19 protein-coding genes are annotated in these 23,349 nt (G+C 70.4%); 8 read left to right on the forward strand and 11 right to left on the reverse strand.

Features of this window, described 5'->3' with window-relative positions:
• The first annotated feature begins 75 nt into the window (after window positions 1–75).
• Window positions 76–1,548 (forward strand): NAD-dependent succinate-semialdehyde dehydrogenase, encoded by a 1,473-nt coding sequence (locus AB0O93_RS11085; RefSeq protein ID WP_363343284.1) that lies wholly within the window; start codon window positions 76–78, stop codon window positions 1,546–1,548.
• Between the two features lie 131 nt (window positions 1,549–1,679).
• Here the strand turns inward: AB0O93_RS11085 and AB0O93_RS11090 are convergent, their stop codons facing one another.
• Window positions 1,680–3,122: a helix-turn-helix domain-containing protein gene (locus tag AB0O93_RS11090; RefSeq protein ID WP_363343286.1), complete on the reverse strand. Its 1,443-nt coding sequence runs from the start codon at window positions 3,120–3,122 to the stop codon at window positions 1,680–1,682.
• 123 nt (window positions 3,123–3,245) lie between these two features.
• Between AB0O93_RS11090 and AB0O93_RS11095 the strand changes: the two genes are divergently transcribed.
• The gene (locus AB0O93_RS11095; protein WP_363343288.1) at window positions 3,246–5,120 is read left to right on the forward strand and encodes a phosphoenolpyruvate carboxykinase (GTP); all 1,875 of its coding nucleotides are present in this window, start codon (window positions 3,246–3,248) and stop codon (window positions 5,118–5,120) included.
• Between the two features lie 76 nt (window positions 5,121–5,196).
• Here AB0O93_RS11095 and AB0O93_RS11100 read toward each other — a convergent pair whose 3' ends face one another.
• Complete coding sequence (locus AB0O93_RS11100; RefSeq protein WP_363343290.1) at window positions 5,197–7,167, reverse strand: ABC transporter transmembrane domain-containing protein; 1,971 nt, start codon at window positions 7,165–7,167, stop codon at window positions 5,197–5,199.
• A 94-nt stretch (window positions 7,168–7,261) separates the two neighbouring features.
• Between AB0O93_RS11100 and AB0O93_RS11105 the strand changes: the two genes are divergently transcribed.
• From AB0O93_RS11105 to AB0O93_RS11115, 3 genes are read left to right on the forward strand one after another with little or no spacing between them, the layout of a single operon-like run.
• Window positions 7,262–8,203, forward strand: a complete 942-nt coding sequence (locus tag AB0O93_RS11105; RefSeq protein WP_363343292.1) for an ATP-binding cassette domain-containing protein — start codon at window positions 7,262–7,264, stop codon at window positions 8,201–8,203.
• Window positions 8,200–9,087 (forward strand): ABC transporter permease, encoded by an 888-nt coding sequence (locus AB0O93_RS11110; protein ID WP_363343294.1) that lies wholly within the window; start codon window positions 8,200–8,202, stop codon window positions 9,085–9,087. The genes AB0O93_RS11105 and AB0O93_RS11110 overlap by 4 nt, the downstream gene beginning before the upstream one ends.
• A gap of 50 nt (window positions 9,088–9,137) precedes the next feature.
• Window positions 9,138–9,932 (forward strand): ABC transporter permease, encoded by a 795-nt coding sequence (locus AB0O93_RS11115; RefSeq protein WP_236968419.1) that lies wholly within the window; start codon window positions 9,138–9,140, stop codon window positions 9,930–9,932.
• A gap of 122 nt (window positions 9,933–10,054) precedes the next feature.
• Here the strand turns inward: AB0O93_RS11115 and AB0O93_RS11120 are convergent, their stop codons facing one another.
• From AB0O93_RS11120 to AB0O93_RS11150, 7 genes are all read right to left on the reverse strand, one after another.
• A complete protein-coding gene (locus AB0O93_RS11120; RefSeq protein ID WP_363343296.1) occupies window positions 10,055–11,512 on the reverse strand; it encodes an MFS transporter in 1,458 nt (485 codons plus the stop codon).
• A gap of 46 nt (window positions 11,513–11,558) precedes the next feature.
• Entirely contained in the window at window positions 11,559–11,912 is a 354-nt protein-coding gene (locus tag AB0O93_RS11125) for a Fe-S protein (protein WP_363343298.1), read from the reverse strand.
• Between the two features lie 48 nt (window positions 11,913–11,960).
• Window positions 11,961–12,446: a 6,7-dimethyl-8-ribityllumazine synthase gene (gene ribH / locus AB0O93_RS11130; RefSeq protein ID WP_363343300.1), complete on the reverse strand. Its 486-nt coding sequence runs from the start codon at window positions 12,444–12,446 to the stop codon at window positions 11,961–11,963.
• Window positions 12,443–13,717, reverse strand: a complete 1,275-nt coding sequence (gene ribA / locus AB0O93_RS11135; protein ID WP_363343302.1) for a GTP cyclohydrolase II — start codon at window positions 13,715–13,717, stop codon at window positions 12,443–12,445. Before ribA ends, ribH begins: the two co-directional genes overlap by 4 nt.
• A complete protein-coding gene (locus AB0O93_RS11140) occupies window positions 13,714–14,376 on the reverse strand; it encodes a riboflavin synthase (RefSeq protein WP_363343304.1) in 663 nt (220 codons plus the stop codon). The genes ribA and AB0O93_RS11140 overlap by 4 nt, the downstream gene beginning before the upstream one ends.
• Window positions 14,376–15,416 carry a bifunctional diaminohydroxyphosphoribosylaminopyrimidine deaminase/5-amino-6-(5-phosphoribosylamino)uracil reductase RibD gene (gene ribD, locus AB0O93_RS11145; RefSeq protein ID WP_363343306.1) on the reverse strand — a complete coding sequence of 347 codons (1,041 nt, stop codon included), beginning with the start codon at window positions 15,414–15,416 and terminating at the stop codon, window positions 14,376–14,378. The genes AB0O93_RS11140 and ribD overlap by 1 nt, the downstream gene beginning before the upstream one ends.
• A 302-nt stretch (window positions 15,417–15,718) precedes the next feature.
• Window positions 15,719–16,708: a sugar-binding domain-containing protein gene (locus AB0O93_RS11150; protein ID WP_363343309.1), complete on the reverse strand. Its 990-nt coding sequence runs from the start codon at window positions 16,706–16,708 to the stop codon at window positions 15,719–15,721.
• 124 nt (window positions 16,709–16,832) lie between these two features.
• Between AB0O93_RS11150 and AB0O93_RS11155 the strand changes: the two genes are divergently transcribed.
• The 3 genes from AB0O93_RS11155 (at window position 16,833) to glpK (ending at window position 21,009) form a co-directional block, all read left to right on the forward strand.
• On the forward strand, window positions 16,833–18,566 hold the full coding sequence (locus AB0O93_RS11155; protein ID WP_363343311.1) for a glycerol-3-phosphate dehydrogenase/oxidase: 1,734 nt from the start codon (window positions 16,833–16,835) through the stop codon (window positions 18,564–18,566).
• A gap of 118 nt (window positions 18,567–18,684) precedes the next feature.
• Window positions 18,685–19,443, forward strand: a complete 759-nt coding sequence (locus AB0O93_RS11160; protein ID WP_363343313.1) for an MIP/aquaporin family protein — start codon at window positions 18,685–18,687, stop codon at window positions 19,441–19,443.
• A 51-nt stretch (window positions 19,444–19,494) separates the two neighbouring features.
• Window positions 19,495–21,009: a glycerol kinase GlpK gene (gene glpK, locus AB0O93_RS11165; RefSeq protein WP_363343315.1), complete on the forward strand. Its 1,515-nt coding sequence runs from the start codon at window positions 19,495–19,497 to the stop codon at window positions 21,007–21,009.
• 81 nt (window positions 21,010–21,090) lie between these two features.
• Here glpK and AB0O93_RS11170 read toward each other — a convergent pair whose 3' ends face one another.
• The gene (locus AB0O93_RS11170; RefSeq protein WP_363343317.1) at window positions 21,091–21,951 is read right to left on the reverse strand and encodes a DNA-formamidopyrimidine glycosylase family protein; all 861 of its coding nucleotides are present in this window, start codon (window positions 21,949–21,951) and stop codon (window positions 21,091–21,093) included.
• Between the two features lie 352 nt (window positions 21,952–22,303).
• Window positions 22,304–23,308, reverse strand: a complete 1,005-nt coding sequence (gene trpS / locus AB0O93_RS11175) for a tryptophan--tRNA ligase (protein ID WP_363343319.1) — start codon at window positions 23,306–23,308, stop codon at window positions 22,304–22,306.
• Window positions 23,309–23,349: the final 41 nt, after the last annotated feature.

The raw sequence follows: 23,349 nt of genomic DNA on the forward strand, positions 1-23,349 counted from the left end.
TACATCGTGTACATCGTCCGTGCCGCCCGGCCCGGGCACAATGACAACTGATCGACCGAGCGCGAGGGAGCACACATGACCGACACCCGTGAGACCGACCTGCTGGCATCCGTCCCCGACGGGCTGTTCATCCGCGGACACTGGCGGCCGGCATCCGGCGGCAAGACCCTGACGGTGTCGGACCCGGCCACCGGCGAGCCGATCCGGGTCATCGCCGATGCGTCCCCCGAGGACGGCAAGGCCGCAATGGATGCCGCCGTCGAGGCGTTCCCGGCGTGGGCGGCCACCCCAGCCCGCGAGCGCGCCGAGATCCTCCGGCGCGCGTTCGACCTGCTGCAGGAGCGCAAGGAGGACTTCGCGCTGCTCATGACGATCGAGATGGGCAAGCCGCTCGCCGAGGCGCGCGGAGAGGTCGGCTACGGCGGGGAGTTCCTGCGCTGGTTCAGCGAGGAGACCGCGCGGGTTCAGGGGCGCTACGGCGCGAATCCCGAGGGCACCGGCCGGATGATCGTGTCGCAGCATCCGGTGGGTCCGTGCTTCCTCATCACCCCGTGGAACTTCCCCCTCGCCATGGCGACCCGGAAGATCGCCCCCGCGCTCGCGGCGGGCTGCACCGTGGTCATCAAGCCCGCCGAGCTCACCCCGCTCACCACTCTCTACTTCGCCAAGCTGCTGCAGGACGCCGGTGTCCCCGACGGGGTCGTGAACGTCCTGACCACCTCCACCTCGGGGGCGGTGTCGGAGCCGATCATCCGCGATCCGCGCCTGCGGAAGCTCTCCTTCACCGGGTCCACCCCCGTCGGGCAGAAGCTGCTCGAGCAGGCTGCGCAGGGGGTCCTCCGCACCTCGATGGAGCTCGGCGGGAACGCGCCGTTCGTGGTCTTCGACGACGCGGACCTCGACAAGGCCGTCGACGGCGCGATGCTGGCGAAGTTCCGCAACATCGGCCAGGCGTGCACGGCGGCCAACCGCTTCATCGTCCGCCGCTCGGTCGCCGACGAGTTCGCCCGTCGCGTCACCGAGCGTGTGCAGGGGATGAAGATCGGTCGCGGAACCGAGGAGGACGTCGCGATCGGCCCGCTGATCGACGACCGGGCGGTCGCGAAGGCCGACAGTCTGGTGAAGGACGCCGTCTCACGCGGCGCGCAGGTCCGTACCGGCGGAACCGCCGTGGACGGGCCCGGCACCTTCTACGAGCCGACCGTCGTCACCGACGTCCAGCCGGGAAGCGACATCCTCCGCGAGGAGATCTTCGGCCCGGTGCTGGCGATCGTCCCGTTCGACACCGAGGACGAAGCGATCGCCATCGCGAACGACACCGAGTACGGGCTCGTCTCCTATGTCTTCACCGAATCGCTCGCGCGCGGTCAGCGCATGATCGACCGGCTCGAGACCGGCATGATGGGCCTGAACGTCGGGGTCGTCTCCAACGCCGCCGCCCCTTTCGGCGGGTGGAAGATGTCCGGTCTCGGCCGCGAGGGCGGCGCCGAGGGCATCCACGAGTATCTGCAGACCAAGTACACGCTCACCGCCAACCCGTACGCCTGACCGCCGCGTGGGGCGACTCGCGCGCCTCTCCGTCGGAAACGCGTGACCGAACCGGCCTCCGGCGCCCTCGCGGTCTGCCGGAGGCCGGTTCGTCCCGCGTTCTCGACCGTCGGCGCGGGTGAGAGGCGGGGTCAGCCCTCGGCGTGCCGGTCGAGGAAGGCGTAGACCTCCGCCTCCTCCACCCCGGGGAACGTCCCGCGGGGGAGCGGCGAGAACATCTGCATGTGCACGCGCGCGCTCGGCCAGGCCTTGCCCTCCCAGCGGGCGGCGATCTCGGCGGGCGGGCGCCGGCAGCACGATTCGTCCGGGCAGGTCGAGGAGGCCCGGCTCGCGGTCTCGCGCCCGCGGAACCAGCGTGCATCGTCGAAGGGCACCCCGACAGTGATGGAGAACTCCCCGTCCGCCGTCGTGCCCGTCTGCGTCGAGCACCAGAAGGTCCCGGCGGGGGTGTCGGTGTACTGGTAGTGCTCGGTGGTGCGGTTCTGCTCTTCGAACGCCGAGCGCGCCGAGAAGTGCCGGCAGACGATCTGACCCTCGATGGCGCCGGTGACGTCCATCGGCAGCGGCAGATCGTCGTTCTCGTAGACGCGCGAGATCGCCCCCGATCCGTCGACGCGCAGGAAGTGCAGACGGATGCCGAGATGCTCGGTGAGCAGGTTGCTCATGCGCATGCCGGCGGCTTCGTGGGTGACCCCGAACGCGTCGCGGAAGTCCTCCACCGCGAGGTTCCGGTCCTTCTTCGCCTGCTGGAGGAAGGCGACGGATGCCGTTTCGGGCATGAGGCAGCACGCGGCGTAGTAATTGATCTCCAGCCGCTGCTGGAGGAAGTCGGCATAGTCCACGGGACGCTGGTGCCCGAGAAGACGGTGCGCCATCGCCTGCAGTGCCATGGAACGGAGCCCGTGCCCGCCGGGGATGGACGCCGGCGGCAGGTAGATCCGACCGTTCTCGAGGTCGGTGACCGAGCGGGCGGAGTGGGGGAGGTCGTTGACGTAGAGCAGCTCGAAGCCGAGCTGCTCGGCCATGATGCTGACGGTGCGGTGGGTGAGGGCGCCGGTGGTGTGTCCGGCGGCCTTCAGCTGCTTCTCGGCGAGACGCTCGATGTCGGCGAGGTAGTTGCCCTTCTCCCGCATCCGCAGGCGCAGCTCGGTGTTGGCGCGTCGCGCCTCCTCGGGGGTCGCGATCGTCTCGCGTTCGCGCCGCTGCAGCTCGCGATGAAGACCGAGGATCGATTCGATCGTCTCGTCGCTCATGCTCTTGGTGACGCGCACCGGCGCGATCCCGAGGCGTCGGAACACCGCGCCGGATTGCGCCCGTTCGAGTTCGATCTCGAGGGCCGCACGACGGTTCGGGGGTTCGGGGGAGAGGAGGTCGGTGACCTCCACCCCCGTGGCGGCGGCGATGGCCTGGAGGAGGGAGAGCTTCGGCTCGCGCTTGCCGTTCTCGATGAGACTCAGCTGGCTACCGGCCACCCCGACGCGCTCGCCGAGGTCGTCGAGGGTGAAGCCGTGGGCGAGGCGCTCGTGACGGATGCGGTGTCCGAGGGTGGACAGTTCGAGTGCGGTGGCGGCCATTGTTTGAGAATAGCGAAAGAAATGCAACTCTTGCCATTGATTTCGGGTGGAAAAGAGGATGAGAAGGGCGGAAAGTGAAAGCAGACCCCGATCCGGCACCACCGACGCCCAGGAGCGACACCCATGGCTCTCGCCGACACCTTCACCCGCCCCACCGCTCTCGCCCCGCGCCGGGCCGGCGCCACCTACGGCGAGATGCCGCGGATCGACGGCGCCGGCATGCGCACCCTCATCGAGTGGGTGGACGAGATCGCTGCGCTCACCACACCCGACCGCATCCACTGGGTCGACGGCTCCGCCGCCGAGAACGACGTCCTCCTGCGGGAGATGGTCGACGAGGGCAAGCTCATCAAGCTCAACCCGGAATGGCGCCCGGGCTCCTACCTCGCCCGCTCCCACCCGAGTGACGTCGCCCGCACGGAGGCGCGCACCTTCATCGCCTCCGAGCGGGAAGAGGATGCCGGACCCACGAACAACTGGGTGGCGCCCGACGAGATCCGTGCGACCATCACCCCGCTCTTCGCCGGCAGCATGCGCGGACGCACGATGTACGTCGTCCCGTTCTCGATGGGTGCCGTGGGCGGACCGCTCTCGCACATCGGCGTGCAGATCACCGACAGCGCCTACGCCGTCACCTCCATCGGCATCATGACCCGCGTGGGCACCGCGGTCCTCCGCGAGATCGCGGGCGGCGCGCCGTGGGTCAAGACCGTCCACTCGGTGGGCGCGCCCCTCGAGCCCGGACAGCCCGATGTCGCGTGGCCGTGCAACGACGAGAAGTACATCGTGCACTTCCCCGACACCCTCGAGGTCTGGTCGTTCGGCTCCGGCTACGGCGGCAACGCGATCCTGGCGAAGAAGTGCTTCGCGCTGCGGATCGCCTCGGTCATCGGGCGCGACGAGGGCTGGCTCGCCGAGCACATGCTCCTCATCCGTGTCATCGACCCGAAGGGGAAGAAGTACCACGTGGCCGCCGCGTTCCCGTCGGCCTGCGGCAAGACCAACCTCGCGATGCTGCGCCCCACCATCCCCGGATGGCGCGTGGAGACTCTCGGCGACGACATCGCGTGGCTGCGTCCGGGCGAGGACGGCCGCATGTGGGCCATCAACCCCGAAGCCGGTTTCTTCGGCGTCGCCCCGGGGACGGGCGAGTCGACCAACGTCGCGGCGGTGGAGACCCTCTGGGGCAACACGATCTTCACCAACGTCGCCCTCCGTCCCGACGGCGACGTGTGGTGGGAGGGTCTCACCGACACCCCGCCCGCCGAGCTGACCGACTGGGAGGGCAACCCCTGGACCCCGGCATCCGGTCGTCCGGCGGCGCACCCCAACTCGCGTTTCACGGTGGCCGCGGCGCAGTGCCCGCAGATCGCCGAGGACTGGGACGCCGCCGAAGGCGTGCCGCTGGACGCGATCCTCTTCGGCGGGCGCCGTGCGACGAACGTCCCGCTCGTGCTGGAGGCGACGGACTGGACCCACGGCGTCTTCCTCGGGTCGAACATCTCCTCCGAGCGCACCGCCGCGGCCGAGGGCACGGTCGGCGAGCTCCGCCGCGATCCGTTCGCGATGCTGCCGTTCTGCGGCTACAACATGGCCGACTACTTCGGGCACTGGCTCAAGGTCGGGCAGGCGCTGCGCTTCGACCGCGCCCCGCGCATCTTCCAGGTCAACTGGTTCCGCAAGGGCGCCGACGGCCGGTTCCTGTGGCCCGGATTCGGCGACAACGCGCGGGTGATCGACTGGATCGTCCGGCGCCTGGACGGGACGGTGGATGCCGTGCCGAGCGCCATCGGACGGCTGCCCCGGACCGAGGACCTCAACCTCGACGGCATCCACGTGCCGCAGGAGGACCTCGACGAGCTCTTCGCGATCGACACGGAGTCGTGGCTGCGCGAGGCGGATCTCACGGAGGAGTTCTACCGCACCTTCGAGGGCCGCGTCCCCGCGCCGCTGTGGGCCGAGCTCGCCGCCCTGCGCTACCGCCTGCAGCGGGTCTGACCCGCGGCACGCCACCCGACCGGCGCCCGGTCCTCTTCTTGGCAGAGGGGCCGGGCGCCCTCTTTTCGCTCCGGGGTCAGACCAGGAGCTGGTGCTTCGCGAGGTCGCGGTACAGCGGCGTCGAGGCGACGAGCTCGGAGTGCGTGCCCTGCCCGACGACCCGGCCGTGGTCCATCACGACGATCAGGTCGCTGTCGACGACGGTCGACAGGCGGTGGGCGATGACGATGAGGGTGCGCCCGGCGGCGACGGCGTCGATGGCCTCCCGCATCCGCTGCTCGTTCAGGCCGTCGAGCGACGAGGTCGACTCGTCCAGCAGCAGGATCGGGGGCGCCGCGAGGAGCGCGCGGGCGATCGCGAGCCGCTGGCGCTCACCACCGGAGAGCATGACCCCGGACTCGCCGACGGCGGCGTCGAGTCCCTCCGGACTCCGGTCCAGCACATCGCCGAGGTTCACCGCGCGGAGCACGCGCTCGCAGTCCGCGTCGGATGCCGCGGGCGAGGCCAGCCGCAGGTTGTCGCCGATCGTGCCGGCGAGGGTCGGGGCATCCTGCTCGACGTATCCGAGCTGTGCGCGGAGCGCGTCGCGCGCGACGGTGCGCACGTCGACGCCGTCGAGGAGGATCGCCCCCGCCGTCGGGTCGTAGAACCGCTCGATGAGGGCGAGCGTGGTGGACTTGCCCGCCCCCGATGGTCCGACGAGCGCGACCCGCGCGCCCCGCGGAACCGCGAACGACACCCCGCGCAGCACGACGCCGACCTCGGCCTCCTCCGCGCCACTGTCGTCGCCGACGTCGTCCCCGGCCTCGGCGAGCGCCCGTGCCGCATCGTCCACGCCAGCGCTCTCGAGCACGGCGAGCGCTTCGGTCTCGGCGGCGCGACGGGCGCGGACCACCGTCTCGGGGTAGGAGAAGTGCACGTCGCGGAACTCGATCGCCGGAGCGGATGCCGCATCCCGCGCCGCCTCGGCGGGAACAGCCTCGGCCCGCGCGGCGGCGGCGACCTCGGCGTCGCGGTCGGTCTCATCCGGCAGGTCGAGGACCTCCTGGATGCGGCCGAGCGCGCCGAGCGCCTGGTTCACCGACGTGATCGCCCCGAACGTGGAGGCGAGCGGCTGGATGAGGAGGAAGAGGAAGAGGATGAATGACACCAGCGCCGCGATGGTGATCGCACCGCTCGCGACGCGGAACCCGCCGACCCCGAGCACGACCAGGAGGGACAGCTGCAGGGCGATGCCGGCGACGGGGACGACGAGGGCCGAGACCTTCGCGATCCGGACCCCCACCGCGTAGGCGTCGGAGGCCATCGCGCTCACCGCGGTGATCTCGCGCTCGGTCGCACCCGACGCGCGTACGGTGCGGATGGATCCGACGGCCCGCTCCACACCGGAGGAGAGCTCGCCCACCTTCACCTGCTGCTCGGTGGACGCGGTCCGGATCCGGCCGCTGAGGAGGACGACCACGACGACGGAGACGCCGATGACGATGACGATGAGACCGAGGAGCGCGGGGTCGATCACCGCCATCGCGATGAGGGCGCCGAGGAAGATGAGGGAGTTGCCGACGGCATCCGCGAGCCCCTGGGTGAGGACCGCGTACAGCAGCGTCGTGTCGGTGCCGACCCGGGAGACGAGGTCGCCCGTGCGGCGGGCGTCGAATTCGCTGATCGGCAGGCGGAGGATCCGGGCGATGAGCTTGCGTCTGCTCGAGTAGACGACCGCCGTGCCCGTGCGCTGCAGCAGGTAGTGCTGGTAGCCCGAGATCACCGACGCGATCACGACGAACGCGACCAGCAGCCACACCAGGATGCCGAGCGTCTCCCCGATCTGGACGCGCTGGATGACCTGTCCGACCAGCAGCGGCTGGGCCAGCGTCGCGCCCGCCCCGAGGACGCTGAGGATCGCCACGACGACGAGGGTGCGCTTGTGTTCGAAGAGGAAAGGCAGGAGCTGGCGGAACGTCGCGCGCGGACCCTCGGGGGTGCGGCGTCCGCGGCGTCGGCTGCGGGCCGGGGCCTCGGGGGTGGTGGGGCTGTCGGGGGCGGACATGCGGGAACCTCGTTCGTGGGAGCGTCTGCATCGACCGTACTTCGTCCCGGCCACCGCTCGCTCCGATGTCCGCGACCGGGACTAGGGTGGTCCGGTGCCAGAAGCCGTCATCGAAGCCCACGACCTCGCGAAGTCCTACCGGGTCAAGGGCAAGCCCGATTTCGTCGCCGTCGACGGGTTGAGCTTCGAGGTCGCGCCGGGGGAGTCCTTCGGCCTCCTCGGCCCGAACGGGGCGGGCAAGTCCACGACGATGAAGATGATCGGCGCGGTCTCGTCGCGCACGGGCGGGTCGCTGTCGATCCTCGGGCTCGACCCCGACCGGCACGGGCCCGAGATCCGCTCACGCCTCGGCGTCGTGCCGCAGCAGGACAACCTCGACGGCGAACTGAACGCGCGCGAGAACCTCTACATCTACGGCCGCTACTTCGGTCTGCCGGGCCGGGTCTGCCGCGAGAAGGCGGCGGAGCTGCTGGCGTTCGCGCAGCTGGAGGACAAGGCGACCAGCAAGGTCGATCAGCTCTCCGGCGGCATGAAGCGCCGACTCACCATCGCGCGCGGGCTCATCAACGATCCCCGCATCCTGCTCCTGGACGAGCCGACCACGGGCCTGGACCCGCAGGCCCGGCACGTGCTGTGGGATCGCCTGTTCCGCCTCAAGGAGCGGGGCACGACCCTCGTGCTCACCACCCACTACATGGACGAGGCCGAGCAGCTGTGCGACCGCCTCGTCGTGGTCGACAAGGGGCGGATCATGGCCGAGGGGACCCCGGCCTCCCTCATCCGCGAGCACTCGAGCCGCGAGGTCCTCGAGGTGCGTTTCGGGTCGGACCGCAACGAGCAGGTCGCGGCATCCCTCGAGGGCATCGGCGAGCGCGTCGAGGTGCTCCCCGACCGGATCCTCGTCTACGCCGCCGACGGCGAGGCGGCGCTGGAGGCGGTCACCGCGCGGGGCCTGCATCCGATCACCTCGCTCGTGCGGCGCTCGAGCCTGGAGGACGTCTTCCTCCGACTGACCGGACGGTCGCTGATCGAATGAGCGAGACCACCACCGGCGCCGCCGAGACGACCGCGCCCACCCTCGACGAGCTCCGTGCGGAGGCCCTGGCGTGGGGGCGCCGCCCCCGTCGCCGCGGCCTCTGGTACGTCACCGAGCACATGGTGCGGGCGATGCGCGCCTACGGCTGGACGATCATCGTCGGCGCCCTCGGGCAGCCGATCCTGTACCTCCTCGGCCTCGCTCTGGGGCTCGCGGCGATCATCGAAGCGCCGGTGGAGGATGCCGGGCAGACGGTGCCCTATCTCGTCTTCGTCGCACCGGCGCTGCTCATGACGGCGGCGATCTCGGTGGCGACCGAGGAGTTCACCTACCCGGTGATGTCGGGGTTCAAATGGCGCCGCTACTTCTTCGGGTTCAGCGCGTCGCCGCTGTCGCCCGGGCAGATCGCCGGGGGCGTGGCGATGGGCGCGGCCGCGCGCATGATCGTCACCGTCACTCTGTACTTCGCCTTCATCGCCCTCTTCTTCGCCGTGCTCCAGCCCGGCGACCTCGTGCCGCAGACGGCGTGGCTCGCCATCCCGATCGGTCTGCTCGCGGGCCTGTCGTTCGGCGCGCCGCTCATGGCCTACGCCGCCTCGATCGTCGACGACAAGGGACAGTTCGCCCTCGTCCAGCGGTTCGTCTTCATGCCGATGTTCCTCTTCTCCGGCACGTTCTACCCGATCGCGATCTCGCCCGCGCCCCTGCAGTGGGTCGCATGGATCTCGCCGCTCTGGCACGCCAGCGAGCTCGGGCGCGCCGCCACCTACGGCAAGGAGATGAGCGTGGCGATGGCCGGGGTGCACATCGGCTACCTCGTCGTGCTGAGCGTCGCGGGGCTTCTCCTGGCCCGCGAGCTGTTCGAACGGAGGCTCGCACGATGAGCGCGCCGGCATCGCGCGCGGCGACCCTCCAGGCCGAGCCGACCGCACGGATGCGGGGCGGTGGCGTGCGGGCCCTGTGGGCCGGGAACCCGCAGGCGGTCGTGCAGCGGGGGCTCCTCGCCGCGCGTTCCTCCAGCTGGGCGGTCGTGCTCTCGGGGTTCTTCGAGCCGGTCTTCTACCTGCTCTCCCTGGGGATCGGGCTCGGCGTCCTCATCGGCGACGTCCAGACCAGCGGCGGCACCGAGGTGCCCTACGCCGCGTTCATCGCGCCGGCCCTGCTGGCGGTCTCGGCGATGAACGGGGCGATCTACGACTCGACGTGGAACGTCTTCTTCAAGCTCAACTACGGCAAGCTCTACGAGGGGATGCTGGCCACCTCCCTCGGGCCGCTCGACGTCGCCCTCGGCGAGATCCTCTACGCGCTGCTCCGCGGCCTCGTCTACGCCACCGGGTTCATGATCGTCATGCAGGTGCTGGGGCTCAACCTCGCCCCGACCGCGATCCTCGCGCTGCCCGCGGTGGTGCTGATCGCCTTCGGCTTCGCCAGTGTCGGCATGGCCGTGACCAGCTACATGAAGACGTTCCAGCACATGGACTGGATCAACCTCGTGCTCCTGCCGATGTTCCTCTTCTCGGCCACGTTCTACCCGATCACCGTGTATCCCGAGTGGGTGCAGGGCATCGTCATGGCCTTCCCGCTGTGGCACGGGGTCGAGCTCATCCGGGGCCTGACGACCGGCATCCTGAGTCCGGTGATGCTCGTGCACGTGGGGTACTACCTCGTGATGATCGCGCTCGGGCTGCTCTTCACCACGAAGCGCCTGCGCACGCTGTTCCTCGACTGAGGAGCGCGCACCACCGGCGCGCGAGATCACGGAGATGTGCACGATGACGGATGCCTCGCGGCGAATCCGTCCGCGATCGTGCGCATCTCCGTGATGCTGCGCGCCCGAGGGGCGAGCGCGGGTCAGGACGCGCGGTCGGATGCGGGGACGCCCACGTCGTCGGTGTAATCCAGGTCCTTCGTCTCGGGGGAGAGCACGAGCGCGATGAAGGTGAGGACCCCCATCGCCGAGAGGTAGAGCCCGACCAGCACGGGACTGCCGTCGGCGGCGGCCCACAGCGCGACGGCGATGAGCGGGGCGAGGGCGGCGCCGAGGATCGAGGACAGGTTGTACGAGATCGCCGACCCCGAGTACCGCACGTTCGTCGGGAAGAGCTCGGGGAGCACCGCGCCCATCGGCCCGAAGGTCACGCCCATCAGCATGAAGCCGAAGACCAGGAACGCCTGGACGAGGGCGCCGGTGAACTTCGGGTCGGACTCGGGGGAGAGGAACACGGTGAACGTGAAGCCGAACACGATGATGAGGGCGGTGACGCCGAGGAGCAGGCGCCGGCGTCCGATGGCGTCGGCGACCGGCCCCGAGAGCATCGTGAAGATGCCGAAGAACACCACGCCGATGATCTGCATGATGACGAAGTCGGTGTAGCCGAACCCGAGGCCGGGGACATAGGAGCTCGCGTCGAACGGGGTTCCGGCGGCTTCGGCGGCGGCGCGCGCCCCCTCGGTGGTCGCAGTCGTGCCGTACGAGAGGGTGAAGCTCGTCATCAGGTAGAACAGCACGTAGGTCGCCAGCATGATGAACGTGCCGAGCACCAGGTGCTTCCCGTGACGACGGATGACGGTCCCCAGCGGGAATTTCCGGATCGCCCCCGAAGACTCGGCCTTCACGAACGTCTGCGATTCGACCAGGCGCAGGCGCACCCAGAGTCCCACGATCACCATGACCGCGGAGAAGAGGAACGGCACGCGCCAGCCCCAGGCGAGGAACTCCTCCGAGCGCTGAGCGGGGCCGTCGGGGTGGGGGAGCAGGAAGTAGATCGCCAGGAAGACCGAGTTGGCGATGATGAAGCCGAGCGGAGCGCCGAGCTGCGGGAAGGTGCCGTACCAGGCGCGTTTGCCCGCCGGAGCGTTCTCGGTGGCCACGAGCGCTGCGCCCGACCACTCGCCGCCGAGGGCGAAGCCCTGGGCGAGGCGCAGCACCAGCAGGAGGAGGGCGGCCCACCACCCGATGTCGTTGAACGTGGGGAGGCATCCGATCAGGAACGTCGCGATGCCCATCGTCAACAGCGATCCGACGAGGGTCGCCTTCCGGCCGAAGCGATCGCCGAAGTGGCCGAAGATCACGGCGCCGAGCGGGCGGGCGACCATCGCCGCACCGAACACGCCGAAGGATGCGAGGAGCGCCGTGGTGTCGTTCCCGGTGGGGAAGAACAGGATCGGGAAGACGAGCACCGCCGCGGTGGCGTAGACGTAGAAGTCGTAGAACTCGATCGTGGTGCCGATCAGGCTCGCGGTGATGACACGCGAGCGGGGATTGGCGGGAGCGGCGGTCTGCGGGGAGGAGGGAGAGGTGTCCGGCACGGGCGACGAGTCTACGCCCGCGCCGGACCGAGGTTTCGCCGGTCGATCAGCGCCAGAGGACCGCGAGCGCGGCGTTGACGAACGTCAGGATGCCGATGAGCCAGAAGACCGCCGCGGGGACGCCGGTGCCCTTGCGCTGACGCGCGGATCCGATGCCGAGGAGTGCGCCGATCACCAGCAGGATGACGAGCTTCACGGCGATCTTGGTGTAGTTCATCTCGTACGTCACGCCCCATGGGGCGGCGAGCGCGAGACCGGCGACACCGGCGACGAGAAGCCCCCAGTTCATCAGCCGGGTGATCTTCAGGCGGCGGTTCACCGCCTCCACAGCCCACGCGCCGAAGAGCAGCGCGAAACCGACGAGGTGGACGAGCACGACGACGTGACGAAGAGTCTCCATACCCGTCACCGTATTGCCCGCGTCACCCGGGCGCCACCAAGGCGGACCTCAGCCGGCGGAGGCGCGGACGTCGCGCAGGACCAGGGCGGTGCGCAGCGCGGCATCCGCAGCTTCCTGGCCCTTGTCCTCGCGCGAGCCGGGAAGGCCCGCACGGTCGATCCCCTGCGCCTCGTCGTCGAGCGTGAGCACGCCGAATCCGACCGGCTTACCGGTGTCGAGGGCGACGCGGGTGAGGCCGTCGGTGGCGGCGGAGGAGACGAACTCGAAGTGCGGTGTGCCGCCGCGGATGATCACGCCGAGGGCGACCACCGCGTCGGCACCGGCCTCGAGGGCGGCGCGCGCCACGACCGGCAGCTCGAACGAACCCGGCACGCGCACGAGGGACCACTCCGCGCCGGAGGCATCGAGCACCCGTGCGGCTCCGGCGATCAGGCCGTCGGAGATCTCGGTGTGCCATGTGCCGGCGACGACGGTCACCCGCAGGCCCGCGGCGTCGATCGTTCCGGTGCTCTCGGGTGCACCCTTTCCACTCATCGCTGTGCTCCTTCGTGCATCTGCGCCAGGGCGTCGGCGAGGTCGGCGTCGGCGATCACGTGCCCCATCCGGTCGCGCTTGGTCTCGAGGTACTGGTGGTTGTTCGGGCCGACCCCGACGAGCAGCGGAACCTGCTCGACGATGTCGAGACCCAGCTCGCGCAGCTGCGCGACCTTGTCGGTGTTGTTGGTGAGCAGGCGCACCCTCTCCACGCCCAGATCGGTGAGGATGCCGGCGGCCGCGGCGTAGTCGCGCGCATCCGCGGGGAGCCCGAGGGCGAGGTTGGCGTCCACGGTGTCCAGACCCCGCTCCTGCAGGCTGTACGCGCGGAGCTTGTTGATCAGCCCGATGCCGCGTCCCTCGTGTCCGCGCATGTAGATCACGATGCCGCCGTCGCGGTCGATGCGATCGAGCGCCGCATCCAGCTGCGGTCCGCACTCGCACTTGGACGAGCCGAAGGCCTCGCCGGTGAGGCACTCGGAGTGCACGCGGACGAGAGGCGCATCGTCGATGTCGCCGGAGACGACGGCGAGGTGGTCGGTGCCGGTGACCCGGTCCTTGTACGCGAGGAAGCGGAACTCGCCGTGCGAGGTGGGGACCTTCGCCTCGGCGCGGAGGCTCACCCGGCGGCGGTGGGCCTGGGCGACGGCGCCGTCGCGGGGCTCGTGCTCGTCGAGGTGGGCCACGAGCTGCTCGATCGTGATGACCGGTACGCCGTCGCGCTCGCCGAGCTCCTCGAGCCCCGGCATCCGCATCATCGAGCCGTCTTCGGCGACGACCTCCGCGATCGCGCCGACGGGGGACAGCCCCGCCAGGCGCATGAGCTCGACGGCGGCCTCGGTGTGGCCGGCGCGCTCGCGGACGCCGCCCTCGACCGCACGGAGCGGGAGCACGTGGCCCGGGCGGATGAGGCTCGTGGGCACCGAATCCGGGTCGGCGAGCACATTGAGGGTGTGTGCGCGATCGGATGCGCTGATGCCGGTCGAGACGCGATCGGCGGCATCGACGCTGACGGTGTAGGCGGTGCCGCGCGCGTCCTGGTTGACCTCCACCATGGGCGGAAGGTCGAGGCGGTCGGCCCACTCCGCCGGCATCGGCGCGCAGAGGAATCCGCTGGACCAGCGCACGGTCCAGGCGATCCACTCCGGTGTCGCCAGCTGGGCGGAGATGATGACGTCGCCCTCGTTCTCGCGATCCTCGTCGTCCGCGACGATGACGGGGCGCCCGGCCCGTAGGGCCTCCAGCGCGTCGGGGATGGTGGCAAGGCTCATGCGGAGCCTCCTTCCGTGGGTGCGGCCGATGCCGCGGAGTCGGGGGCCGCCGGGGCGGCGAAGGCCATGAGGCGCTGGACGTGACGGGCCAGGATGTCGGTCTCGAGGTTCACGCGGTCGCCGACCGCGCGGTCGCCGAGTGTGGTCGCGGACAGCGTCTCGGGGATGAGGGAGACCTCGAACCAGTCGGGGGACGCGCCGGGCGCGGACACCGCGCTGACGGTCAGGGACACACCGTCGACGGCGATCGAGCCCTTGTCGACGACAAGGGGCGCGAGCTCGCGCGGGAGGGCGATGCGCAGCACCCGCCATTCGGCACCCGGACGCACCTCGAGCAGTTCGTCGGTCCCGTCGATGTGCCCCTGCACGATGTGTCCGCCCAGACGCCCATGGGCGGCCGTCGCGCGCTCGAGGTTCACCGGACGCCCCTCGGCGACGCCCGCGAGTGTCGACATCACGAGCGTCTGCTGCATGACATCGGCGGTGAACCAGTCCTCTCCGCGGTCGACGACCGTCAGACACACGCCGCTCACCGAGATCGAGTCGCCGTGTCCGGCATCCGACACGGACCGAGGGCCGCGCACGCGCACGCGTACGCCGTCCCCCGAAGGCTCCACGGCGACGACCTCACCGATCTCTTCGACGATTCCGGTGAACATCAGGACTCTTCTCCCTCGGGTGTGCGGGTGTCGTGCGGGCGGGCGACGATCAGGAGGTCGTCACCGAGGCGTTCGATGCGCGCCACGTCCAGCCGCCGGGCGTCGTCGATGGAGGGAACGCCGAGATCGGTGAGCGCGAGGCGCGACCCGCCGAGGAGGACCGGCGCGAGGTAGACCAGCACCTCGTCGGCGAGCCCGGCACGCAGGAACGCGCTGGCGATGGTCGGACCGCCCTCGACGAACACGCGGTGCACGCCGCGCTCGCGGAGGTCGGCCAGCGCGGCGTCGAGGTCGCCGTCGTACTGCAGGAGGGACTGCGGATGCCGTCGGACCGCGGCATCCGCGGGGACCTCGGAACGCCCGAGGATCACGGGGATCGGCTGATGCGGCCGGAGCCCGCCGTCCTCCTCGCGCGCGGTGAGGGACGGGTCGTCGGCGAGGACCGTGCCGGTGCCCACGACGATCGCGTCGGCGCGCCCGCGTCGCCGGTGCACGTCGGCCCGGGCATCCGCGCCGGTGATCCACTGGCTCGTGCCGTCTTCGGCGGCGGCGCGTCCGTCGAGGCTCTGCGCCCACTTCACCGTGACGTGGGGGCGCCCGAGGCGCTGGACCGTGAACCACGACGCGAGGAGGTCGGCGGCCTCGTCGTGGCAGACGCCCTGCGCGACCTCGACGCCCTCGGCGCGCAGGCGCTCGGCGCCCCCCGCCGAGCGCGGGTTGGGGTCGGCCACGGCGTAGACGACGCGGGCCACGCCGGCCTCTAGGAGGGCCTCGCTGCAGGGGCCCGTCCGACCGGTGTGGTTGCAGGGCTCGAGAGTCACGACGGCGGTGGTGCCGCGGGCCGCGCCGGGGGGCAGCTGGGACAGTGCATCGACCTCGGCGTGCGGGGTCCCGGCACCGCGGTGCCACCCCTCGGCGATGATGTCGCCCTCCGGCGAGAGGAGGACGGCTCCGACCTGCGGATTGATGCCGCGCGGTCCGTTGCGGGCGATGTCGAGCGCGCGCCGCATGGCGTCGTGCTCGATGGTGGTCGCCGTCATCTCGTTCCCCTTCACCGTCGCGGTGCTCGGGGAACCGGGGGCGACCGAGGACGAGCGCGCATCGCCCACCCTCGTGCTGCCTCCTATCCGGACTCGCGAGGCCTGGGCCTCGCATCACCGTCGGTTCCGGAATTCCACCGGATCGGCCCGTGTCCTCTTCCCGGAGGAAGGGGGCACGGGTTCGCGGACTGTCACCGCCGGTTCGGATTCTCACCGACCCCGGAGCACGTTGATCTTTCTCGAGTGTAGTCAACGTGCCCCGGCGCGGATCATTCCCGTGACCCCGCGCGACACGCGGCGACTCAGGGCGCCGGTTCGGGGCCTCCGGCGAGCTCCCGCGCGGTGGACTCGTCGAGGATGAGGTCGGTGATGAGGCCGGCGCGGAGCGCGCCGCGCAGGCTCGGGACCTTCGCGCGCCCCGCCACGATGCACACGCGCCGCGGGGCGCGGCGGAGGACGGCGAACGTCGGCCCCGTCGCGCGGTCGTTCAGCGGGATGCCGTCGGTGCTCCCGTCCGCCCGATAGAAGACGGTGGCGACGTCGCCGACCACGTCCTCGCGGCTGAGGGCGGCGTAGTCGGCGGCATCCAGATATCCGCCCTGGTAGACGTGGCTCGGCACCTCGGCGAACGGCGACCCGACGCCGAAGACCGCGAGGTCGAGTCCGCTCTGCAGCTCCAGGACGCGCCGGATCGAGCGCTCCCGCCAGAACGCCTGCTTCGTTCGGGGGTCGTCGAAGAACGCCGGAACCGGGAACTGATGCACCTGCGCCTCGAAGGCGGCGCCGAAGCGGGTGAGCAGCTCGCTGGCGTACATGATGCCGGTGGTGCGCATGTTGCCGGCACCGTTGAGCTGGACCACATCGGTGTTGTGGGTCGTCCGGTGGGGGAGATGCCGGCCGACCGCCCCGATCGTCGATCCCCACGCGATGCCGATCCGCTGGTTGGAGTCGACGAATCCCGCGAGGATGCGCGCGGCGGTCAGCGCCACGCGTTCGAGCCGCTCGACGTCGCTCGTGTGATCGGGGACGGGGACGACGTGGGCGGTGATGTCGTGGCGTTCGCGGACCTGCTGCTCGAGACGCTCGGGGCCCTCGAGGGGGGAGTGGATGAGGATCTCGACCAGACCGCTGTCGCGCGCGTGGCTCAGCAGTCGCGAGACCGAGGACCGCGAGGTCTTCAGCTCGGCGGCGATGGCCTCCATCGTGAGGTCCTGCATGTAGTAGAGCTGTGCAGCCCGGAGGGCGTCGCGGGTCTTCGCGGGGATCGCCTCGCGGGTCGGGGACGCCGTCATCTCTCTCCTCTTCGGTTCTGCACATATGTGCAGATCGCTTGAAAGTCTGTTCTGAGCGCTTCAGGATGTATTCATCCACATGGTGCGACGCAGCGCAAGGGGCGTCGCCGGCGAAGGAGAAGCCATGAGCGCGGTCACCCCCACCACCCCCGAGTCCCGCACGCGCGACGCCGTCCAGGCGATCGCCGCGGATCCGAGTGCCGACGTCATCGTCGTCGGCGGAGGCATCAACGGGATCGCGACGTTCCGTGATCTGGCCCTCCAGGGTGTCAAGGTGATCCTCGTCGAGCGCGACGACTTCGTCGCCGGAGCGTCGAGCGCCTCCTCGCACATGATCCACGGCGGCATCCGCTATCTGGAGAACGGCGAGTTCCGCCTCGTCCGCGAATCCGTCGTCGAGCGCAACGCCCTCGTCAAGACCGCGCCGCACTACGTCCGCCCGCTGCCGACGACCGTTCCGATCTTCTCCACCTTCTCCGGCATCCTGTCGGCTCCCCTGCGCTTCCTCACCCACAAGCAGGGGAAGCACACCGAGCGCGGTGCCCTGCTGATCAAGGTGGGCCTGGTCATCTACGACTTCTTCTCGCGCGACGGCGGCGCCGTGCCCCGGCACCGCTTCCACGGACGCACCCGGACGCTGAGCGAACTGCCCGCGCTCAACGATCGCGTGAAGTACACCGCCACCTACTTCGACGCGAGCATGCACGACCCCGAGCGCCTCGCGCTCGACGTCCTCTACGACGGACTGGATGCCGGTGATAACGCCCGCGCCGCCAACTACCTCGAGGCCGTCGGGATGGGCGAGGGAGGCCTCCGGGTCCGCGACCGCGTGAGCGGCGAGGAGTTCGACCTCACCGCCCCGGTCATCGTCAACGCCTCCGGTCCGTGGACGGACCTCACCAACGAGCAGCTGGGCAAGCCCACGACCTTCATGGGTGGCACCAAGGGCTCGCACATCGTGCTGGACAACCCGGAGCTGCTGAAGGCGACCGGCGGCCGCGAGATCTTCTTCGAGCACGAGGACGGCCGCATCGTCCTCATCTACCCGCTGAAGGGCCGGGTCATGGTCGGTACCACCGACCTCGACCACGACATGCGCGAGCCGGCGGTGTGCACCGAGGACGAGATCGACTACTTCTTCGATCTCGTCGGGCACGTCTTCCCCGACATCCGCGTCGACCGCGAGCAGATCGTCTACCGATTCTCCGGCGTCCGTCCCCTGCCGCGTCACGACGACACCCAGCCGGGCTTCGTCTCGCGCGACTACCGGATCGAGGAGGCGCCGGCCGCGGGCCGCCCCGGCACGACGGTGCTCAGCCTCGTCGGTGGAAAGTGGACGACGTTCCGCGCCCTCGGCGAGCAACTGGCCGATCGTGTCCTCGAGCACCTCGGGCGCTCGCGCACCCGGTCGACGCAGGGCCTCATGATCGGTGGTGCGCTCGGCTACCCGCGGACGCAGCGGGCCCGGTCGGCGTGGGTCTCCGACCACGCGGACGGTCGCGACCACGCCCGGGTCGACCAGCTGCTCGAGCGCTACGGCACCCGTGCCGCCGCGCTCATCGAGAGCCTCGACGACAGCGACGCGCCGCTGGCGACCCTGCCCGACTACAGCACGGGTGAGATTCGCTACCTCGTCGAGACCGAGTACGTCGTGCACCTCATCGACGTGCTCCTCCGCCGCACGAGTGTCGCGTTCGTCGGCAAGACCTCCCTCCCGGCCCTGCGGGAGCTCGCCGACGTCGTCGGCGACGTCCTCGACTGGGATGCCGCGACGCGCGATGAGGAGGTCGCCGAGACCGCCCGCATCCTCCGCGAGCGGCACGGTGTCGAGCTGAGCGAGGACAGCGTCCTGGCCTAAGACCCCTCGCCCGTCCCATGACGGGCGAGGTCCCCGCCCGGGGGCGCCGTTCGGCGCGCCCTTCGGCATCCTTTCCCCCGATCGCGGCACCGATGCCGTGGAAAGAAAGAAGGTCAACGTGGACAATCTCGGGATCGTCTTCATCTCCGAGCTGATCGGCACCTCACTGCTGACCCTGCTCGGATGCGGAGTCGTCGCCAACGTCGCCCTGGCGCGCAGCAAGGGCCTCGGCGGCGGCACCCTCATGGTCAACTTCGGCTGGGGCCTCGCGGTCTTCGCCGGTGTGACGGTGGCGTACGTCTCCGGTGCGCACCTGAACCCCGCCGTCACCCTGGGCCTCGTCGCCAACGGCACCACCGAGTTCGTCGAGGGCGTTCCGGTGAGCGTCCTCTCCGTGCTCACCTACATCGGCGCGCAGCTGATCGGTGCGACCATCGGCGCCGTCATCGCCTGGGCGGCCTACAAGAAGCACTTCGACGCCGAGGAGGACCCGGCGACCAAGCTCGGCGTCTTCGCGACCGGCCCCGCCATCCGCTCCAAGGGGTGGAACGTCGTCACCGAGATCGTCGGTACGTTCGTTCTCGTGTTCGTCGTCATCGGCTTCGGCCGCAACGGTGACCCGTCGGGGCTCGCCGCGCTCGGGGCCCTCCCGGTCGCCCTCCTCGTGGTCGGCATCGGCGCGTCGCTCGGTGGTCCGACCGGATACGCGATCAACCCGGCCCGTGACCTCGGACCACGCCTCGCGCACGCGTTCCTTCCCATCAAGGGCAAGGGCTCCAGCGACTGGAGCTACTCGTGGGTGCCGATCGTCGGCCCCGTCATCGGCGGTGTCGCCGCGGGACTCGCCGCCATCCCCCTCATGCCGATCCTCGGCTGAGGCATCCTGAACACCATCATCACCATTCACGACGACAAAGGAGTATCGACAATGGCCGACTACGTACTCGCCATCGACCAGGGCACCACGTCCACCCGCGCGATCATCTTCGACAAGAGCGGATCGATCATCGACAGCGGGCAGCTGGAGCACCGCCAGATCTTCCCGAAGGCCGGGTGGGTCGAGCACGACCCCACGGAGATCTGGAACAACACCCGCGAGGTCATCGGCCTCGCCCTCTCCAAGGCGGACCTCACCCGCCACGACATCGCCGCGATCGGCATCACCAATCAGCGCGAGACCGCGGTGGTGTGGGACAAGAAGACCGGCAAGCCCGTCTACAACGCCATCGTCTGGCAGGACACGCGTACGCAGGCGATCGTCGACAAGCTGGCGGGCGACGACGGCCCCGACCGGTTCAAGGACATCGTCGGCCTGCCGCTGGCGACCTACTTCTCCGGCACGAAGATCGTCTGGATCCTCGACAACGTCGAAGGCGCGCGCGAGCGCGCCGAGGCCGGCGACCTCCTCTTCGGCACCACCGACTCGTGGGTGCTGTGGAACCTCACCGGCGGCGTCGACGGCGGCGTGCACGCGACCGACGTGACCAACGCGTCCCGCACGATGTTCATGGACCTGGAGACGCTGTCGTGGCGCGACGACATCCTCGAGGCCTTCGGGGTTCCGCGCTCGATGATGCCCGAGATCCGCAGCTCCTCCGAGGTCTACGGACACGCGGAGTCCTCGAGTCTCCTCCGCGAGACGCCGATCGCCGGCATCCTGGGCGACCAGCAGGCGGCGACCTTCGGGCAGGCGGCCTTCGAACAGGGCGAGGCGAAGAACACCTACGGCACGGGCAACTTCCTCATCTTCAACACCGACACCGAGATCGTCCGTTCGCAGAACGGGCTGCTCACCACCGTCGGCTACAAGCTGGGCGACGAGCCCGCGCACTACGCGCTCGAGGGATCGATCGCCGTCACCGGATCGCTCGTGCAGTGGCTGCGCGACAACCTCGGCATCATCTCCTCGGCATCCGAGGTCCAGACCCTCGCCGAGACGGTGGAGGACAACGGCGGAGCCTACTTCGTGCCCGCCTTCTCGGGCCTGTTCGCGCCGTACTGGCGCTCGGACGCGCGCGGTGCGCTCGTCGGACTCACCCGCTACGTCAACAAGGGGCACATCGCGCGCGCCGTGCTGGAGTCGACGGCGTACCAGACCCGCGAGGTGCTCGACGCGGTCAACGCCGACTCCGGTGTGCCGCTGACCGAGCTCAAGGTCGACGGCGGAATGACCGCGAACGATGTGCTCATGCAGTTCCAGGCCGACATCCTGGGTGTGCCGGTGGTGCGCCCCGTCGTCGCCGAGACGACGGCGCTCGGTGCCGCCTACGCCGCGGGTCTCGCCGTCGGCTTCTGGTCGGGACTCGACGACCTGTCCAAGAACTGGCAGGAGGACCGCCGCTGGGAGCCGCGCATGGACGAGGCCGACCGCGAGCGCCTGCTCCGCAACTGGAAGAAGGCCGTCACCAAGACCTTCGACTGGGTCGACGAGGACGTCTCCTGACCCCACGCCTCTAGGTCTTCAGGGCGCGACCGGCGCCGGGGAACATCGCTCAGCGGCGTTCCCCGGCGCCGGTCGCGTCCGTCACTTGAGCAGGCGGGACAGGCGTCGGTCGGCGAGGATCTTGCCGCCGGTCTGACAGGTCGCGCAATACTCGAGGGAGTTGTCGGCGAAGCAGACGCTGCGTACCTCGTCGCCGCACACGGGGCAGGCCTCGCCCCGGCGGCCGTGTACGCGCATGCCGCGACGCTTGGCGTCCTTGAGCTCGGCGGGCAGCTTTCCGGATGCCGCGGCCACGGCATCCGTCAGCGTCTCGATGAGCGCGGCGAACAGCCGGTCGATCTCGGCGTCGTCGAGGCCGGCGGCCAACGCGTACGGCGACATCCGCGCGACATGGAGGATCTCGTCGGAGTAGGCGTTGCCGATTCCCGCGATGACCGACTGGTCCCGCAACACCCCCTTGATCTGGGTGCGGCGTCCGGCGAGGAGTCCCGCGAACACGTGGCGCGTGAACGACGGGTCGAGGGGGTCGGGCCCGAGGCGGGCGATGCCGGGGACCTCCTGCGGGTCGTTCACGACGTACACCGCGAGGGACTTCTTGGTGCCCGCCTCGGTGAGGTCGAATCCGAAGCCGTCGTCGAACACGACCCGGAGCGCGATCGGCGTCTTCCCCGGCCGGATCAGCGTCGCGGGCACCTCGTCGTACCACCGCAGCCACCCGGCCTTGGCGAGGTGGAAGACGAGATGCGGACCGGTGGTGGAGAGGACGACGAACTTGCCGGCCCGCTCGGCGCCGGTGACGGTCTGGCCCGCGAGGGCGTCGATCGGAGGGTCGAAGGTCTTCAGCGCCGCGATCGCGGAGACCGTCGCTCGCGTGATCCGGTGCCCGGTCAGGCGTCCCCTCAGGACGTCGACCAGTCCCTGGACCTCGGGCATCTCCGGCATGCGGCCATCCTGGCACGGCCCCGGCACGCTGTCGCGGGGTTGACGGCCGCCCCTGTCGCCGGGCGCCGTGCGCAACTCCTCAGATCCGGGGCGTCCGGGCGCGACACGCCGTGCCCGGGACCCCGGGGAGGCCGGATCGGAGGAGTTCGGCCCGCGCGGCCCGGGGCACGCGGAGGAGGCCGCGCGGCGGAAGCGGCGGTCGGCCTGGCGGGAGGGGCGGCCCGGCCGCCGTGCACAATTCCTCAGATCCGGGGCCGACGGGCGCGACACGCCGCGTCCGGGACCCCGGGGAGGCCGGATCGGAGGAGTTCGGCCCGCGCGACGCGAGGCACGGGGCGCGGCCGCGGCGGGGTCAGCGGCGGCGGAGGAGGCCGATCTTGTCGTACACGTCGCCGAGGGTGCGTCCCGCGACCTCGGCGGCGCGGTCGGCGTTGGCGGCCAGCACCCGGTCGAGCTCTGCGGGGTCGTCGAGCATCTCCAACGCGCGGGCGCGCACGGGGCCGAACTCGTTCACCACGACCTCCGCGAGCCCCTTCTTGAAGTCGCCGTAGCCGCGGCCCGCGTACTCGTCCTCGATCGCGGGGATCTGCCGGCCCGTCAGGGCCGCGTAGATCACCAGCAGGTTCGACACCCCGGGCTTCTGCTCGCGGTCGTAGCGGACCGCGCCCTCGGAGTCGGTCACGGCGCGCATGATCTTCTTCGCGCTCTTGGCCGGGTCATCCAGCAGCCACAGGACGCCGGCATCCGATTCGGCCGACTTCGACATCTTCGCCGTCGGGTTCTGCAGATCGTAGATGCGTGCGGTGTCCTGCTGGATGACCGGCATGGGTACGCGGAACGTCTGCCCGTAGCGCGAGTTGAAGCGCTCCGCGAGGTCGCGCGTCAGCTCGACGTGCTGCTTCTGGTCGTCGCCGACGGGCACGATGTCGGTCTGATACAGCAGGATGTCGGCCGCCATCAGCACCGGGTAGGTGAACAGGCCGACCGAGGTCGCGTCGGTCCCGTAGCGCTGGGACTTGTCCTTGAACTGCGTCATCCGCCCGGCCTCACCGAAGCCGGTGAGGGTAGAGAGGATCCACGCGAGCTCGGCGTGCGCGGGCACGTGCGACTGGACGTACAGCGTCGACTTCGACGGCTCGATCCCGGCGGCGATGTACTGCGCGGCGGTGCGGCGCGTCTTCTCCCGGAGCTCGGCGGGGTCGTTCGGCTGCGTCAGCGCGTGCAGGTCGACGACGGAGAAGAACGCATCGTAGGACTCCTGCAGGTCGCGCCACTGCATGAGGGCCCCGATGTAGTTGCCGACCTGCAGGGAGTCGGCCGAGGGCTGCATACCGGAGTACAGGCGGGGCTTGATCACCCGTCAATCCTAGGAGGCGGATGCCGACCGCCGTGCGCGGG

The organism is Microbacterium sp. NPDC077184 (assembly GCF_040687055.1).
Taxonomy (GTDB): Bacteria; Actinomycetota; Actinomycetes; order Actinomycetales; family Microbacteriaceae; genus Microbacterium.

Coding starts and splice junctions, on each gene's coding strand:
- AB0O93_RS11140 (WP_363343304.1), bottom strand. CDS start 14,376: ATGTTCACCGGAATCGTCGAAGAGATCGGTGAGGTCGTCGCCGTGGAG.
- AB0O93_RS11155 (WP_363343311.1), top strand. CDS start 16,833: ATGAGCGCGGTCACCCCCACCACCCCCGAGTCCCGCACGCGCGACGCC.
- AB0O93_RS11090 (WP_363343286.1), bottom strand. CDS start 3,122: ATGGCCGCCACCGCACTCGAACTGTCCACCCTCGGACACCGCATCCGT.
- AB0O93_RS11150 (WP_363343309.1), bottom strand. CDS start 16,708: ATGACGGCGTCCCCGACCCGCGAGGCGATCCCCGCGAAGACCCGCGAC.
- glpK (WP_363343315.1), top strand. CDS start 19,495: ATGGCCGACTACGTACTCGCCATCGACCAGGGCACCACGTCCACCCGC.
- ribD (WP_363343306.1), bottom strand. CDS start 15,416: ATGACGGCGACCACCATCGAGCACGACGCCATGCGGCGCGCGCTCGAC.
- AB0O93_RS11125 (WP_363343298.1), bottom strand. CDS start 11,912: ATGGAGACTCTTCGTCACGTCGTCGTGCTCGTCCACCTCGTCGGTTTC.
- ribH (WP_363343300.1), bottom strand. CDS start 12,446: ATGAGTGGAAAGGGTGCACCCGAGAGCACCGGAACGATCGACGCCGCG.
- ribA (WP_363343302.1), bottom strand. CDS start 13,717: ATGAGCCTTGCCACCATCCCCGACGCGCTGGAGGCCCTACGGGCCGGG.
- AB0O93_RS11085 (WP_363343284.1), top strand. CDS start 76: ATGACCGACACCCGTGAGACCGACCTGCTGGCATCCGTCCCCGACGGG.
- AB0O93_RS11170 (WP_363343317.1), bottom strand. CDS start 21,951: ATGCCGGAGATGCCCGAGGTCCAGGGACTGGTCGACGTCCTGAGGGGA.
- AB0O93_RS11110 (WP_363343294.1), top strand. CDS start 8,200: ATGAGCGAGACCACCACCGGCGCCGCCGAGACGACCGCGCCCACCCTC.
- AB0O93_RS11100 (WP_363343290.1), bottom strand. CDS start 7,167: ATGTCCGCCCCCGACAGCCCCACCACCCCCGAGGCCCCGGCCCGCAGC.
- AB0O93_RS11115 (WP_236968419.1), top strand. CDS start 9,138: ATGCGGGGCGGTGGCGTGCGGGCCCTGTGGGCCGGGAACCCGCAGGCG.
- AB0O93_RS11095 (WP_363343288.1), top strand. CDS start 3,246: ATGGCTCTCGCCGACACCTTCACCCGCCCCACCGCTCTCGCCCCGCGC.